This is a genomic window from Streptosporangium sp. NPDC023963, assembly GCF_040639135.1.
Classification (GTDB): Bacteria; Actinomycetota; Actinomycetes; order Streptosporangiales; family Streptosporangiaceae; genus Streptosporangium.
Genome location: NZ_JBEZZK010000006.1, coordinates 237,702 through 253,039, shown reverse-complemented (window position 1 = coordinate 253,039; position 15,338 = coordinate 237,702). Strand labels below are relative to the sequence as shown.

General features: G+C 73.6%; 13 protein-coding genes. 5 read left to right on the top strand and 8 right to left on the bottom strand.

The features are described 5' to 3' along the window. The first annotated feature begins 29 nt into the window (after nucleotides 1-29). Nucleotides 30-1,256, top strand: coding sequence for an MFS transporter (locus tag AB0F88_RS20930; RefSeq protein ID WP_362686195.1), 1,227 nt, complete (start codon nucleotides 30-32; stop codon nucleotides 1,254-1,256). A gap of 159 nt (nucleotides 1,257-1,415) precedes the next feature. Here AB0F88_RS20930 and AB0F88_RS20925 read toward each other — a convergent pair whose 3' ends face one another. Next, nucleotides 1,416-1,709, bottom strand: a complete 294-nt coding sequence (locus AB0F88_RS20925; RefSeq protein ID WP_362686192.1) for a hypothetical protein — start codon at nucleotides 1,707-1,709, stop codon at nucleotides 1,416-1,418. 122 nt (nucleotides 1,710-1,831) lie between these two features. Here AB0F88_RS20925 and AB0F88_RS20920 point away from each other — a divergent pair, with 122 nt between their 5' ends. Then, a complete protein-coding gene (locus AB0F88_RS20920; protein WP_362686189.1) occupies nucleotides 1,832-3,241 on the top strand; it encodes an NAD(P)/FAD-dependent oxidoreductase in 1,410 nt (469 codons plus the stop codon). 126 nt (nucleotides 3,242-3,367) lie between these two features. Here the strand turns inward: AB0F88_RS20920 and AB0F88_RS20915 are convergent, their stop codons facing one another. Next, complete coding sequence (locus AB0F88_RS20915; protein ID WP_362686186.1) at nucleotides 3,368-4,549, bottom strand: acyl-CoA dehydrogenase family protein; 1,182 nt, start codon at nucleotides 4,547-4,549, stop codon at nucleotides 3,368-3,370. A 272-nt stretch (nucleotides 4,550-4,821) separates the two neighbouring features. Continuing rightward, nucleotides 4,822-5,937 carry a Xaa-Pro peptidase family protein gene (locus AB0F88_RS20910; protein ID WP_362686183.1) on the bottom strand — a complete coding sequence of 372 codons (1,116 nt, stop codon included), beginning with the start codon at nucleotides 5,935-5,937 and terminating at the stop codon, nucleotides 4,822-4,824. 225 nt (nucleotides 5,938-6,162) lie between these two features. Between AB0F88_RS20910 and AB0F88_RS20905 the strand changes: the two genes are divergently transcribed. The 3 genes from AB0F88_RS20905 to AB0F88_RS20895 all read left to right on the top strand — a co-directional run bounded on the left by AB0F88_RS20905 (nucleotide 6,163) and on the right by AB0F88_RS20895 (nucleotide 9,893). Continuing rightward, nucleotides 6,163-7,380, top strand: coding sequence for a SpoIIE family protein phosphatase (locus AB0F88_RS20905; RefSeq protein ID WP_362686180.1), 1,218 nt, complete (start codon nucleotides 6,163-6,165; stop codon nucleotides 7,378-7,380). Between the two features lie 17 nt (nucleotides 7,381-7,397). Continuing rightward, nucleotides 7,398-8,300, top strand: a complete 903-nt coding sequence (locus AB0F88_RS20900; protein WP_362686177.1) for a 5'-3' exonuclease H3TH domain-containing protein — start codon at nucleotides 7,398-7,400, stop codon at nucleotides 8,298-8,300. 165 nt (nucleotides 8,301-8,465) lie between these two features. Further along, complete coding sequence (locus AB0F88_RS20895) at nucleotides 8,466-9,893, top strand: RNB domain-containing ribonuclease (RefSeq protein WP_362686174.1); 1,428 nt, start codon at nucleotides 8,466-8,468, stop codon at nucleotides 9,891-9,893. A 99-nt stretch (nucleotides 9,894-9,992) separates the two neighbouring features. Here AB0F88_RS20895 and AB0F88_RS20890 read toward each other — a convergent pair whose 3' ends face one another. The 5 genes from AB0F88_RS20890 to AB0F88_RS20870 all read right to left on the bottom strand — a co-directional run bounded on the left by AB0F88_RS20890 (nucleotide 9,993) and on the right by AB0F88_RS20870 (nucleotide 15,312). Continuing rightward, a complete protein-coding gene (locus AB0F88_RS20890; protein WP_362686171.1) occupies nucleotides 9,993-12,722 on the bottom strand; it encodes a DEAD/DEAH box helicase in 2,730 nt (909 codons plus the stop codon). A 92-nt stretch (nucleotides 12,723-12,814) separates the two neighbouring features. Continuing rightward, a complete protein-coding gene (locus tag AB0F88_RS20885) occupies nucleotides 12,815-13,690 on the bottom strand; it encodes a YegS/Rv2252/BmrU family lipid kinase (RefSeq protein ID WP_362686168.1) in 876 nt (291 codons plus the stop codon). A gap of 17 nt (nucleotides 13,691-13,707) precedes the next feature. After that, nucleotides 13,708-14,664 carry a twin-arginine translocase subunit TatC gene (gene tatC, locus AB0F88_RS20880; RefSeq protein WP_362686165.1) on the bottom strand — a complete coding sequence of 319 codons (957 nt, stop codon included), beginning with the start codon at nucleotides 14,662-14,664 and terminating at the stop codon, nucleotides 13,708-13,710. Nucleotides 14,665-14,722: 58 nt separating this feature from the next. Continuing rightward, nucleotides 14,723-15,058 carry a Sec-independent protein translocase subunit TatA gene (gene tatA, locus AB0F88_RS20875; protein WP_362686162.1) on the bottom strand — a complete coding sequence of 112 codons (336 nt, stop codon included), beginning with the start codon at nucleotides 15,056-15,058 and terminating at the stop codon, nucleotides 14,723-14,725. Further along, nucleotides 15,058-15,312 (bottom strand): hypothetical protein, encoded by a 255-nt coding sequence (locus AB0F88_RS20870; protein WP_362686159.1) that lies wholly within the window; start codon nucleotides 15,310-15,312, stop codon nucleotides 15,058-15,060. Before AB0F88_RS20870 ends, tatA begins: the two co-directional genes overlap by 1 nt. Nucleotides 15,313-15,338 lie beyond the last annotated feature (26 nt).

The window sequence follows — 15,338 nt, the reverse complement described above, 5'->3', positions numbered from 1 at the left end:
GGCCTCCCGGGTGACCTAGCGTCGAATCGGTGACCGGATTTCGACAGGTGCTCGCGGTGCCGGGGATGACCCCGCTGCTGGGCGTCTCGCTGCTCGCCCGCGCCGCGATCACGGCGGACGCGATGGCGTTGACCATGTACGTCGTCATCGCCCTCGGCATGAGTTACGCGGCGGCGGGAGCCCTGGTGGCGGCGCTCACCGCCGGTGTCGCGCTGGGCGGGCCGCTGCTGGGCCGGATGATCGACCGGCGGGGCCTGCGTACCGTGCTGCTGGCCACGATCGTGGCGCAGCTCGCGTTCTGGCTGACCGTGCCCGTGCTGCCGTACGTGATCCTGCTGGGCGCCTCCTTCGCCGCCGGCCTGCTGATGGTGCCGGTCCAGGCGGTCACCAGGCAGGCGATCGCCGCGATGACGACGGCGGGGCAGCGGCGGGCGGCGTTCGCGCTGGAGTCGGTGGTGGGCGAGCTGTCGTACATCGTGGGACCGGCGGTGGTGATCCTGGGCGCGGCGACGGTGTCCCCCGGCGTGGTGGCATGGGGGGTGGGCGCCGCGATCGTCGCCGGCGGGGCGGGGATCGCCCTGCTCGACCCGCCGATGCGGACCGGGGACGAGGCGGGCGGCGAGGCGGCGGGCCGGCCCCGGCGCCGGGAGTGGCTGGGAGCGCGCATGGTCGCCGTCCTGACGATGGGCTTCGGCGTCGCGATGCTGCTCAGCGGCGTCGACCTGGCCATCGTCGCCACTCTCCGGGAGGCCGGCCAGGTCTCGTGGGCGGCCGTGGTCGTCGCCGTGTTCGGGGTGACGTCCGTCGTGGGCGGCCTGGTGTACGGGTCGCTGCCCCGGTCGCTGCCCACCTGGCTGCTGCTCGGCCTGCTCGGGCTGGTGACGATCCCGGCCGGACTCGCCCGTGACTGGCCCTGGCTGTGTGTGGCCGTCGTCGCCGCCGGGCTGCTCACCGCGCCGACCCTGTCCACGGTCTCCGACGCGGTGAGCCGGCTGGCGCCGGCCGGTGCGCGAGGTGAGGCGACCGGCCTGCAGTCCTCGGCGGCGAGCGCGGGGTTCGCGCTCGGCGCCCCAGTCGTGGGAGTGGCGATCGACGCGTCCGTGCCGGCGGGCGGCTTCGCGGCGGCCGGCCTGGCCGGCCTGCTCACCGCGCTGGCGGGATACCTGCTCTCGCGGCGGCCACCCGCCGCCGCACCGCCGCCGCCGTCCTCGTCGCAGGCACGCGAGCCCTGCGGCGCCGTCGCGCCGGCCCCGTGACGCCGGCCCGGCACGGCTGTGGGCGCTCCGCATGCTTCCGCGCGCTCCTGAACGCCTCTGCGCTCCTGAACGACGACGCCGCGACCGCCGCCAACCGGCCGCCGGCTCGGCCCACGGCCCGTTTCCCCCGCGTTCCGGCCGCGCCCCTGCCGGAGCCGGTCAGACCAGCCCGCAGTAGCGGCACCGGCCCCGCCTGCGCAGGTGGTACGCCAGTGTCGCCAGGCCGAGGGCCACGGCCCAGATCGGCCAGTACGCCGTCGGGCTGCTCAGCCAGGCGACCGGGTCGGTCCAGTCCGTGCCGCGCACCGTCTGCGCGCCCGCCGACAGCAGGACGGCCGTGACCACCGAGGCGAGAGCGACCGGAAGGGCGCGCGGGACACGCCTGCCCGCCAGTCCGATCACCCAGCGGGGCCAGACCTCACCCCAGCGGTGTACCAGCCCGAGCGTGAGCACACCGCCGGCCGCCGAGCCCCGGGGCGCGTCCCCGGCCCCGGCCGGAGGGTGCGAAGCTGGTACGACCGGCGTCGCCGGGGGCGGCGCGCGGCCGATGGCCGGTTCTCTGTGGGAGGTAAGTCGTGTCGGACGAGTTCGACGTGGTGGTGGTGGGCGCGGGGCCCGCGGGCGAGAACGTCGCCGACCGCGCGGTCAGGGGAGGCCTGACCGCCGCGATCGTGGAGAGGGAACTGGCCGGTGGCGAGTGTTCCTACTGGGCGTGCATCCCCAGCAAGGCGCTGCTGCGCCCGGTGGAGCTGACCGCCGAGGTCTCCCGGGTGCCCGGCCTGACGCCTGGCCCGATCGACACCGCCGCCGTGCTCGCCCGGCGCGACGAGGCGGTGTCCCACTTCGACGACGGCGGCCAGGTCGAGTGGATCAGAAGCGTGCCCGCGGAGTTCGTCCGCGGGCACGGGCGGCTGGACGGCCCGGGGCGGGTCGTGGTGACCGCCAAGGACGGCTCGGTCCGCACGCTGACCGCCCGGCGGGCGGTCGTGCTGGCCACCGGCAGCGTCGCGGCCGTCCCGCCGGTTCCCGGCCTGGCGGAGGCGTCGCCGTGGACGAGCCACGAGGTGACGGCGGCGAAGAGCGTGCCCGGACGGCTGGTCGTGCTGGGCGGCGGCGTGGTGGGCTGCGAGATGGCCCAGGCCATGCACGGGCTCGGCGCCCGGGAGACGACCGTGCTGGCGCGCGGCGGGCTGCTCGGCAGGATGGAGCCGTTCGCCGGGGAGCTGGTGGCCGCCTCGTTCGCCGAGGCGGGCATCACGGTGCGCACGGGCGTCCGGGTGACGAGGGTCGAGCGGCCCACGCCCGGCGGCCCGGTGACGGTCCACCTGTCCGAGGGCCCGCCGCTGGAGGCCGACGAGCTGCTGGTGGCCACCGGCAGGCATCCGGCGACCGGTGACGTCGGCCTGGAGACCATCGGCCTGGAGGCCGGGAGCACCGTGGAGGTCGACGACAGCATGCGCGCCACCGGCGTCTCCGGCGGCTGGCTGTACGCGGTGGGCGACGTCAACGGCCGCGCCCTGCTCACCCACATGGGCAAGTACCAGGCGCGGGTGTGCGGCGACGTCATCGCGGCGCGCGCCAAGGGCGGGCCCGACGACCTGCCGGGCACGCGCGACATGGCGGACGCGTACGGAGCGCCGCAGGTGGTCTTCACCGATCCGCAGGTGTGCTCGGTCGGCCGGACCGAGGCGGAGGCCCGCGCCGAGGGGTTCGACGTCCGCGTGGTCGAGTACGACCTGGCCAGGGTGTCGGGAGCCTACCTGCAGGGCGACGGCTACCGGGGCAGGGCCAAGGCCGTCGTGGACGAGCGGCGCCGCGTCCTGCTCGGGGTGACCTTCGCCGGCCCCGCCGTGGGCGAGATGCTGCACTCCGCGACGATCGCCGTCGTCGGCGAGGTGCCCCTCGACCGGCTCTGGCACGCCGTGCCGTCCTTCCCCACGGTGAGCGAGATCTGGCTGCGGCTGCTGGAGGAGTACGGGCTCTGACCCGGCGTACGCGGACCCCGGCCCGGCGTCCGGGCCGGGAGGCGACGCCCTCCCACGGCCCGGACCGCCGCCGCCGGAACCACCCGGCGGGTCACCCGCGCGCCGACGCCGTGGGCGTCGCGGGGGTCACCGCCCGGCCTTCTCCGCGTCCTTGGCCAGGGCACGGCCGATCACCAGGCGCTGGACCTGGTTGGTGCCCTCGACGATCTGCAGGACCTTGGCCTCCCGCATGAGGCGCTCGACCGGGAAGTCCTCCACGTACCCGTAGCCGCCCAGGACCTGGACCGCGTCGGTGGTGACCTTCATGCACACGTCGGTGGCGAAGAGCTTCGCCATCGCGGCCCGCGTGCCGTACGGCCGGCCCGCGTCGCGCAGCCGGGCGGCGTCCAGGTAGAGGGCGCGGGCGGCGGCGATCTGGGTGGCCATGTCGGCGAGCATGAAGCCGACGCCCTGGAAGTCGATGATCCGCGAGCCGAACTGGCGGCGCTCGGCGGCGTACGCGGTGGCGGTCTCGAAGGCCGCCTGGGCCACGCCCACCGCGCAGGCGGCGATGCCGAGCCTGCCGCCGTCCAGGGCGGCCATCGCGATCCGGAAGCCCTCGCCCTCCGAGCCCAGCAGGGCCTCGGGTGCCAGCCGCACCCCGTCGAAGCGGACCTGGGCGGTCGGCGAGGCCTTCATCCCCATCTTCCGCTCGGGCGCGCCGAACGACAGCCCCTCCGTCCCGGCGGGCACGTGGAAACAGGAGATGCCGCGCGCGCCGTCGGCCGAGGTGCGGGCCATCAGCGTGTAGAAGTCGGCGGCGCCGCCGTGGGTGATCCAGGCCTTCACCCCGTCGACCGTATAGCCGGTGGAGCCGGCGGAGCCGCCGTCCTCGGGAACCGCCCTGGTCGTCAGCGCGGCGGCGTCGGACCCCGACTGCGGCTCCGACAGGCAGTAGGCGCCCAGCAACTCGCCGCCCAGCATCTCGGGCAGCAGCGCGGCGCGCTGCTCGGCGGTGCCGTAGGCGGCCACCGGGAAGCACGACAGCGTGTGGACCGACAGGCCGAGACCGACGGCCAGCCAGCCGGCCGCGAGCTCCTCGATCACCTGCAGGTAGACCTCGTACGGCTGCGCCGCCCCGCCGTGCTCCTCGGGGTAGGGCAGGCCGAGCAGCCCCGCGCGGCCGAGCGTGGTGAACACCTCCCGGGGGAAGCGCCCGGCGGACTCGTCGGCCGCGGCCCGGGGCGCCACCTCCTTGCCGATCAGGTCGCGGACCAGGTCCAGGAGGTCATGGGCGTCGCCGGTCGGCAGAACGCGCTCAACGGTCATCTGAGTCCTTCCAGCGTGGAGACCCGCCCCAGGGTTCGCGGGGAGGGGTCGCGCCCGCGTGCTCCGGGTCCCGGCGCGGAGTCCTGACCGCGAGGTCCTGGCGCGGACGGCGAGAGGGCGGCCGGGATCACCGGCCACCCCGATTCTGGCACCCGCCGCGCGACCTCGGCCACGCGGCCGTGCCCCGTACCTCGTACGGGGCACGGGACCGGCGCGCACGATCCGGCCCGCCACCGGGTGAACCGCGAGCGCACGCGGCCGTCCGGGAACGGCTAGACGACCACCAGCTCGCGCGGGCGGTGGTTGACCCGCTCCCCGCCCTCGTCGGTGCAGACGAGGATGTCCTCGATGCGGGCGCCGTGGGCCCCCGGCAGGTAGATCCCCGGCTCGACGGAGAAGGCGAAGCCGGGCGCCAGCGGCTCGGTGTTGCCCGCGACGATGTAGGGCTCCTCGTGGGTCTCCAGGCCGATGCCGTGGCCGGTGCGGTGGATGAAATAGTCGCCGTAGCCCTCGGCGGCGATCACGTCGCGCGCGGCGGCGTCGACCGCCTCGCACGTCACCCCCGGGGCCACGGCGTCGCAGGCGGCCTGCTGGGCCCGCCTGAGCACCTCGTAGTACTTCAGGAAGCCGGCCGGGGGCTCGCCGACGGCGTAGACGCGCGTGGAGTCGGAGCAGTAGCCGTCGGGCATCTGGCCCCCGATGTCGACCACGATCGGCTCGCGCTCCTGGACGACGCGGTCCGACAGCTCGTGGTGCGGGCTGGCGCCGTTGGGCCCGGAGCCGACGATGACGAAGTCGACGGTGGAGTGGCCGGCCGCGATGATCGCCTCGGCGATGTCCCTGCCGATCTCCCGCTCGGTCCTGCCGGCCCGCAGGAAACCGGGCACCTGGGCGTGGACGGCGTCGATCGCGGCGCCCGCCGCGCGCAGCGCCGCCACCTCGGCCGGGCTCTTGCGCATCCGCAGCCCGCGCAGGACGGTCCCGGCGAGCACCTGCTCCGCGCCGGGGATCGCGTCGCGCAGGCGCAGCGACTGCATCGCCCACATCCGGTCGGCGAGGCCGACCCTGCGGACCGCGCCCAGGCGTTTGCCCACGACCGCGTACGGGTCGTCGGTCTCGTCCCAGGGGACGAATTCGACGCCGAGCCGCGACGCCGGGGAGTGCTCGGCCGCGGGCAGCTCCAGGCGGGGCACCATCAGGAACGCCTCGCCCCTGACCGGAAGCACCAGGCAGGTGAGCCGTTCCAGCGGCAGCGCCTCGTAACCGGTCACGTAGCGAAGGTCGGGACCGGGGGTGAGCAGCAGCGCGTCGAGCCCGGCGGCGGCGGCCGCCTCGCGGGCGGCGGCCAGGCGGGTCACGGGATAGAGGTCAGAGGGCTCCGTCGTCACGGCGACCAATCTAATCCCGGGCGGAACGACGATGCATCCGGGCCCGTCCCGGAAACCGAAAGTCCGGGAAAGGAAGGCACGAAGGCGACTCCGCCACTACAATCTGTTGAAGTACGATCACATTTTGTTGGCAAAATATCCGTAAAGCCACACATTTCGAGAGCGAGCTACATGGTCGGCGTAGTGGGCGGCCACCAGCCACCCCTCCACCCACGAAACGACCAGGTGACCGGTTCGGCCCCGTCGACCGCCGCTGAGATGGTGCAGCGGTTGCGCGGTGAGCCGGACGGGCACATGGCCGTGGAGCGACAACTCCTCACCGCACGCCTGGCGCACGCGGAGCGCATGGGCGAGATGGGCTGGACCGAGTGGGATCTCCAGACCGGAGAGTCCACCTGGTCCGACCAGGCGTACACCATATTCGGCCGCGCCCCCGGCGACGGCCCGATCCACCTGCGCGACCTGCCCGGTCACGTCGAGGCGGCCGACCGGCCCGACCTCGACCGGCTGCTGTGGTCCGTCGTGCACCGGGCCCAGGCCGGGGAGATCGAGTTCCGCATCCGCCGCCACGGGGAGCTCCGGCACCTGCGCGCCGCGTTCGACCCCGTCGCGAAAGGCGGGCAGCCCGCCGTGCACGGCGTCGTGCAGGACATCACCTGCCGCCGCCGCGCCGAGCGGATCATGTCGGAGTCGCGCAGCACGCTGCTGCGGGTCCGTGAGCAGGCCGCGGAGGAGCACGACATGAGCGTGGCGCTGCGCGAGGCGATCATGCCGGGCCTCGGCGACACCATCGACCTGCCGCACGCGCGCATCGCGGTCCGCTACGTGGCGGCGGGGGTCAAGCCCGGCCTGGGCGGCGACTGGTACGACGCCGTCCCCCTGTCCGACGGCAGGGTGCTGCTCGCCATCGGCGACGTGTCCGGGCACGGGATGGCCGCGATCTCCCAGATGGCCCAGCTGCGCCACGCCCTGATCGGCCTCGCGATGACCGGCCACTCCCCCGACAGGCTGCTGGCCTGGCTCAACGACCTCGTGCTGCACCGGATGCCCGAGACGACGGCGACCGCGGTCGTCGGCCACCTCGACCCGGCCACGAGGACGTTCACCTGGGGGCAGGCGGGGCACCCGGCGCCGATCCTGGTCCGCGAGGGCACGGCCACCCAGCTCGACCCGCCCGCCGGGGTGCTGCTGGGCGCCACCCCCGACGAGCCGTACGAGCTGGCCGGGGTCGAGCTGCGGGAGGGCGACCTCCTGCTGCTGTTCACCGACGGGCTGGTGGAGCGGCGCACCCGCGACATCGACGAGGGCCTGGCGCTGACCATGGAGGCCGCGGCCCTGCTGAGAGGCGATCTGGACGACGGGCTCGACCGGCTCATCGAGGTGATCGGCGGACCCAACCCCGAGGACGACACCTGCGTTCTGGCGATCGGCGTGCTCGGCTGATTGGTTAAATGGTCGCCATGCCCGGCCTGATGCTTCTCGACACCCCCTCGCTGTACTACCGCGCCTTCTACGGCATCCCCGAGTCGATGACCGCGCCCGACGGGATGCCCGTCAACGCGGTGCGCGGCGTCATCGACATGATCGCCATGCTGATCCGGCGGCACTCCCCCGCCGAGCTCGTCGCCTGCATGGACGCCGACTGGCGTCCGGCCTTCCGGGTGGCGGCCATCCCGACGTACAAGACCCACCGGGTCGCCGAGGGCGGCGCCGAGGAGACCCCCGACACGCTCGCCCCGCAGGTGCCGGTGATCGAGCGGGTGCTCGACGCGGTGGGCATCGCCCGCGTCGGCGTGCCCGGCTACGAGGCCGACGACGTGATGGGCACCTTCACCGCGCGCGCGAGCGGCCAGGTCGACGTCGTCACCGGCGACCGCGACCTGTTCCAGCTGGTCGACGACTCCCGGCCGGTCCGGATCCTCTACACCGCCAGGGGGGTCAAGAACCTCCAGGCGGTCGACGAGGCCGCCGTCGCCGAGAAGTACGGCATCCCCGGCCGCTCCTACGCCGACTTCGCCACCCTGCGCGGCGACCCCAGCGACGGGCTGCCCGGCGTGCCGGGGGTGGGCGACAAGACCGCGGCGGCCCTGATCACCCGGTTCGGCTCGCTGGAGGCCCTGCTGCGCGCCGCCGACGGGGGCGAGGGGGCCGGTGACCTGACCGCCGGGCAGCGCGCCAGGCTGTCGGCGGCCCGCGACTACCTGCGGGTGGCCCCAGGCGTGGTCCAGGTCGCCCGCGACGCCCCCCTGCCCGAGGTCGACGTCGCGCTTCCCGCCAAGCCCCGGGACCCGGAGGCCCTGGCGGCGCTGAGCGAGCGCTACGGCCTCTCCGGGCCCCTGGAGCGCCTGACCTCCGCGCTCTGATCCCGCCCGCCCCGATCCCACGCCCGCCGATCCCACCGCCGTCCGGCCGGGCCTCACCGTCTCCGTACCCCGCGTTCCGGCTCCGACCCGGCCCCGGTCGCGCCGGCCGGCATCGCCCCGGCCGGCCGGTGGGGTGGCCCGCCGGGAGCCGGTAGGTTGCTTCCTGTGCCTCACAAGAGCATCCGGGTGCCCGGAGAGTCCCATCCGCGGCTCGACGACGGTTTCGAACGGATCCGTCGTGAGATGAAACTGCCCGAGGGTTTCCCCCGGGCGGTGGTCGACGAGGCCGAGTGGGTCGCCGAGGTGCCCGCCCTGCCCCGGCTCGACCGGACCGATCTGCCACTGATCACCATCGACCCCCCGGGAGCGATGGACCTCGACCAGGCCGTGCACCTGGAGGAGCAGCCCGGCGGCTACCGCGTCTGGTACGCCATCGCCGACGTCGGGGCGTTCGTCAGGCCCGGCGGCGCGATCGACGCCGAGGCCCGCACCCGCGGCGAGACGGTCTACATGCCCGACGGGCGCGTGCCGCTGCATCCGCCCGTCCTGTCCGAGGGCGCCGCGAGCCTGCTGCCCGGCGTGACGCGGCCCGCCGCGCTGTGGTGCGTCGACCTGGACGCCGAAGGCATGATCGTGGGCGCGGACGTGACCAGGGCGCTGGTCCGCAGCCGCGAGCGGCTCGACTACGACTACGCGCAGGCCGCCATCGACACCGGCACCGCCGACGGCACGCTGCGGCTGCTGGCCGAGATCGGCAGGCTCAGGCTGGCCCAGGAGCGGGCCCGGGGCGGCGTGACGCTGCCCACCCCCGACCAGGAGGTCGTCCCCGACGGTGACGGCTACCGGGTGGAGCTGCGGGCCCCGCTGGACGCCGAGGCCTGGAACGCGCAGATCTCGCTGCTGACGGGCATGGCCGCCGCCGCCATGATGCTGGACGCCGAGATCGGCCTGCTGCGGGTGCTGCCCCCCGCCCCGGCGGAGAGGATCGCCCAGGTGCGCCGGGTGGCCGCCGCTCTCGGCGTGCCCTGGCCCGAGGGCGCCGGATACGGCGACGTCGTGCACTCCCTCGACCCGAAGATCCCCGAGCAGGCCGCGTTCCTGCAGGAGTCGACGGTGCTGCTGCGCGGCGCCGGATACGTCGCCTTCAACGGCGAGCCGCCCGCGCAGGCGGAGCACGCCGCCGTGGGCGCGCCGTACGCGCACGTGACCGCCCCGCTGCGACGCCTCATCGACCGCTACGCCACGGAGATCTGCCTGGCCATCGCGGCGGGCGAGCCGGTGCCGCAGGACGTCCAGCGGGCCATGGGCGAGCTGCCGGAGATCATGCACGCCACCGGGCGCCGCGCGGGCGGCGTCGAGCGGGCGTGCGTGGACCTGGTGGAGGCCTTCGTCCTGCGCGAGCGGGTGGGCCAGACGTTCGAGGCCGTGGTGATCGACGTGGCCGAGGACCGGCCGTGGGGCCAGGTTCAGGTCACCGACCCGGCGGTGGTGGCCCGCTGCGACGGCGAGGGGCTCCCGCTGGGAGAGACCGTACGCGTGCGGCTGACGCGCGCCGACCCGACCACCCGCGAGGTCCGCTTCAGCCTGGCCTGAGCCCCCTCGCGGAGTCCTCTCGCAGCGTCCTGTCCGGCCCCGCCGCACCCGGCGGACCGCCCGGCCGGAACCGAAGGCGGCCCGGCCGGGGACCGGGACTCAGGTGAGGGACGAGTAGGCGACCACCCCGCGCCGCAGGGAGTCCATCGCCTTGCCCGCGGTCTGCTTGACCTTGCTCCCCGCCGGGGCCGCGTCGGAGATCTGGCCGAGGAGGTCGAGCAGTTGCTTGGTCCAGCGGACGAAGTCTCCGGCGGCCAGCTCCGAGCCGGCGACGCCGTCGCGGAGCACGGCGTCCAGGGTGTGGCCCTTGGCCCAGCGGAAGGCCGCCCAGGCGAACCCGAAGTCGGGCTCCCTGATGAACGACAGGCCGTGGTCGCCCTCGATCGACTCCAGCTCACCCCACAGGCGGACCATGTCCGCCAGCGCCTTCTGGGCCGCTCCAGCGGGGATCCTGGGCTGGCGGGCGTCGTCGGCCTGCCGCGACTCGAAGACCAGTGACGACACGCACGCGGCCAGCTCGGCCGGGTCCAGGTCGTTCCACAGCCCCGCGCGCAGGCACTCGGCGGTCAGCAGGTCCAGCTCGGTGTAGAGCTGGGCCAGGCGGCGGCCCTCGGCGGTGACGCTCTCGCCGTCGAGGTAGCCGAGCTGGTCGAGCACCCCGCAGACCTTGTCGAAGGTGCGGGCGATGACGTGGGAGCGGCCCTCGACCCGGCGGCGCAGCCCTTCGGTCTCGCGGAGCAGCTTGTAGTAGCGCTCGGCCCAGCGGGCGTGGTCCTCGCGCTCGTCGCACCCGTGGCAGGGGTGCTGCCGGATCTCCCTGCGCAGGCGGGTGATCTCGTCGTCCTCCGCGGCGTGGTCGCGCGCCCTGACGGGCTTGCCGAAGTCACGGTCGCCGATCTTGGCGTGCACGGAGGAGACCAGGTTGGCCCGCTCCTTGGGCGAGCGGGCGTTGAAGTTCTTCGGGATGCGCAGGTGCTCGACCGGCTCCACCGGGACGGGGAAGTCGGCCGGCGACAGCTTCTTGACCTGCTTGCCGATGGTCAGCACCAGCGGGGACGGGCCCTCGCCCCGGGAGTTGAGACCCGGGTCGAGGACGACGGCGAGCCCCGCGCGGCGCCCGCCGGGAACCCTGATGATGTCGCCGGGCTTCAGCGCCTCCAGCGAGCGCAGCGCCTGCGTCCTGCGGGCCGCGCCGCGCTGGCGCGACAGCTCGGCCTCCCTGTCGGACAGGGCCCTGCGCATCGCGGCGTACTCCTCGAAGTCGCCCAGGTGGCAGGTCATCGCCTGGCGGTAGCCCTCCAGGGCCTCCTCGGCGCGGCGCACCTGCTTGGCGATGCCGACCACGGCCCGGTCGGCCTGGAACTGCGCGAACGAGGACTCCAGGAGGGTCCTGGCCCGCTCCCTGCCCACCTGGCCGACCAGGTTGACCGCCATGTTGTACGAGGGGCGGAAGCTGGAGCGCAGCGGGTAGGTGCGGGTGCTGGCCAGGCCGGCGACCTGGAGCGGGTCGGTGCCCGGCTGCCAGTGGACGACCGCGTGGCCCTCCACGTCGATGCCGCGGCGCCCGGCCCGCCCGGTGAGCTGGGTGTACTCGCCGGGCGTGAGGTCGGCGTGGGTCTCGCCGTTCCACTTGTCGAGTTTCTCGATCACCACCGAGCGGGCGGGCATGTTGATGCCCAGCGCGAGGGTCTCGGTGGCGAACACGGCCTTGACCAGGCCCCGGGTGAACAGCTCCTCGACGACCTCCTTGAAGGCCGGCAGCATGCCCGCGTGGTGGGCGGCCAGGCCGCGCTCCAGGGCGTCTCGCCACTCCAGGTAGCCGAGCACGCCCAGGTCCTCGTCGGGCAGGTGCGCGGTGCGCTCGTCGACGATCTGCCGGATCTCGTGGCGCTCGGCGTCGGTGGTGAGCCGGATGCCGTCGTGCAGGCACTGCATGACGGCGGCGTCGCAGCCGGCTCTGGAGAAGATGAAGGTGATCGCGGGCAGCAGGGCGTCGGCGTCCAGGCGCTCGATGGCCGCGGCCCGGTCCGGCGGGCCGTTCCTGCGGGGCCGCGAGTAGCCGCGGCGCCCCCTGCCGAACGCCTGGCGCTCCTCGTCCCTGGCGATGCGCAGGAGGTTGGGGTTGATCTGGGGGCGCCGGTCCTCGTCGCCGGTGACGAACAGGTCGTAGATGCGGCTGCCGACGAGCATGTGCTGCCAGAGCGGGACCGGGCGGTGCTCGTCGACGATGACGCTGGTGTCGCCGCGGACCTCGCCCATCCACTCGCCGAACTCCTCGGCGTTGCTGACCGTGGCCGACAGGGCGACCAGGCGCACCGACTCGGGCAGGTGGATGATCACTTCTTCCCAGACCGCGCCGCGGAACCGGTCGGCGAGGTAGTGGACCTCGTCCATGACGACGAAGCCGAGCCCCGCCAGGGTGGGGGACCCGGCGTAGAGCATGTTGCGCAGCACCTCGGTCGTCATGACGACGATCGGGGCCTCCCCGTTGACGCTGTTGTCACCGGTGAGCAGGCCCACCTTGTCGGTGCCGTACCGCTTGACGAGGTCGTTGTACTTCTGGTTGGACAGCGCCTTGATCGGGGTGGTGTAGAAGCACTTTCGGCCCTCCTGCAGGGCCACGTGCACCGCGAACTCGCCCACGACGGTCTTTCCCGAGCCGGTGGGGGCCGCCACGAGGACCCCGTCGCCCGCCTCCAGCGCCCGGCAGGCGTCGAGCTGGAACTCGTCCAGCTCGAAGTCGTACAGACCGCGGAACGAGGTCAGCGCCGGCCCGCTCTCGGCCTGGCTCTGACGGAAGGCAGCGTATCGTTCCGCTGGGGTCGTCATGCGTCCAGCCTACCGATATCGGGATTCCGGTCCGTCCCCCCTTTCCACCGGGTTCCGGCCCGCCGGGCGGGCCCGGACGGCGCCGGGCGGCCCTAGACGAGGACCGCCAGCGCGCCGGGGACGATCTCGCACGTCAGCGGGGTGGGACCGACCCGCTCGCCGTCGGCGTAGGCGATCACTCCCGGCGCCTCCAGGGTCACCCGGCGGGCGCGGCGCATGGTGACGGCGGGGTGGGCGCCGTGCGAGCCCCGGTAGACGCGGGGGAAGGTGCGCAGGAACTCCCCCTTGGGGATGGCGCCGAGGATCGTCACGTCCAGCAGGCCGTCGTCGGGGACTGCGCCGGGGCACACGCGCATGCCGGCCCCGTAGGAGGAGGTGTTGCCGACCGCGACCAGCATCGCCTCACGCTCGACGACCTCGCCGTCCAGGTCGATCCTGAACGGGATGGGCCGGAAGGAGCGCAATTCCTCGGCGAGGGCGACCAGGTATCTGGCCATGCCGGGCGGCCAGGTCATCGTGTTGGCCCGTTCGTTGACCCGGGAGTCGAAGCCGCAGGCCAGCACCCCTGCGAACCACTCGTCCTCGCCCACCTTCGCGGCGTCGACCGTGCGCACCCGCCCGCGCAGCACGGTGTCGGCGGCGGCCAGCGGGGCCTTCAGGGGGATGCCGAGCGCGGCGGCGATGTCGTTGCCCGTGCCCACCGGGATGACGCCCAGCGGCACGCCGCTGCCCGCGACCGCCTGGACCGCGAGGTGGACCAGGCCGTCACCGCCGAAGGCCACCAGTGCCTCCGGTTGCTCGGCCACGGCCGTACAGGCGCGTTCCAGGGCGTCGGAGGCGGAGTCTCCGAGGATCACCGAGACCTCGCGCCCGCCCTGCCTCAGGCGGTCGAGCACCGGGGAGAGCAGTCCCCGTGAACGGCCGCCGCGGGCGGCGGGGTTGACGAGGACTGCGATCTCTGCGGGCACAGACCGGAACTTATCCCCTATTTGCCGGGATCGGTGTCGGTCGTTCTCGAATCGATAGGAGCCGGGTCGCCGACGGGGGTCACGTCGCCCAGGGGCGAGGCGTCGTCGAGCGGGGAGGCGTCGTCGTCGAGCGAGGAGGCCTCGTCGTCGGACAGGTGGGAGAAGTCCTCACCCTTGGGCTGTCTCTTGTCACGCAGGTACATGACCCCTTCGGCCAGCGCGAACAGCACCACCATCGGGACCGCCAGGGCGATCATCGAGAACGGGTCGGTGCTCGGCGTGGCCAGGGCGGCGAAGAGGAACATGATGAAGATCACCATGCGGCGGTGCTTGGCCACGGTGGCGTGCGACAGGACACCGATGACGTTCAGGAACACCATCAGCAGCGGCAGCTCGAAGGAGACGCCGAAGATGATGATCATGACCAGCGCGTAGCTGAGGTACTCGTCCATCTCCAGCAGCGGCACCGCGTTGTTCGGCGCGAAGCCGAGCAGGAGCGCCAGGCCGGTGTCCATGATGAAGTAGGCCAGCGCCGCACCCGCCAGGAACAGCGGAATCGCCAGGGCGAGGAACGAGATCGAGTAGCGCTTCTCGTTGCTGTAGAGGCCCGGGGTCACGAAACCCCAGATCTGGTACAGCCACACCGGCGAGGAGACCACCATCGCGAACATCGCCGCGACCTTCAGGTTGACCAGGAACGCGTCGAAGACACCGCGGATGGCGAACGTGCACTCGCCCTTCCGCAGGATCTGCGAGACGGGCAGCTGGCAGTAGGGCTCGGTGATGAAGTTCCAGATCGGCTGGAAGAAGATGAACCCTACGATGATCCCCGCGACCATCGCCAGAAGGACGATGACCAGCCGGTTGCGCAGCTCGCGCAGGTGCTCCATGAGCGGCATGCGGCCGTCGGCCGAGTCGGCGGGCGGTGGTGCCGCCCCGTTCCGGCCAGATTTAGGCCACTTCAGCAGCGCCATTCGCGAATCCTGGGGTGACGAGTCGGATGATCGGGGTAGATCTTCAGGCTACCGCCGATCACTGCGACTTGGGCGCTCCGGCCTGGGCGCGCAGCCGGGCGGCCTGCTCCTCGAGCTGGCGGGCCTGCTCCTCGGCGCTCGGCGCGGGGGCCGGGGCCTGGGTCGCGGCCGGGATCGGCTGCGGGGCCGGGGCCGGGGGCTGGGGCTGCGCCTGGACGACCGTGGCGGTCGTGGTCTGCGGCTCGTCCTCGTCGCGGAGCTTGGCGGTCTCCGACTTGAAGATGCGCAGCGACCGGCCGAGCCCGCGGGCGGCTTCCGGCAGCTTCTTGGCGCCGAAGAGCAGCACCAGGATCAGGCCGATGATGATCAGCTCAGTGGGTCCGAGGTTGGGCATTACACATCCTTACGCCGGGCGACGTGCAGTCTCTGGTCCCGATCGTACGCTCCCCCGGGGACAGACTCATCCCTTTGTCCCCGTACAGCCGCCGTACGCTCGCCGAACAGGACGCGAACGGGTTCCAGTCTCCCCTGGGTGCGGTCGACCTCGCGGCCCAGCTCGGCGGCCGCGCGCAGCACGCGGACGGCGAGGAAGGCCAGGACCGCGAGCCCGGCGAAGGTCAGCGAAACCGCGGCGATGATCCAGCTCATGTCGGGAGGCTCCGGCTCCGTACGTC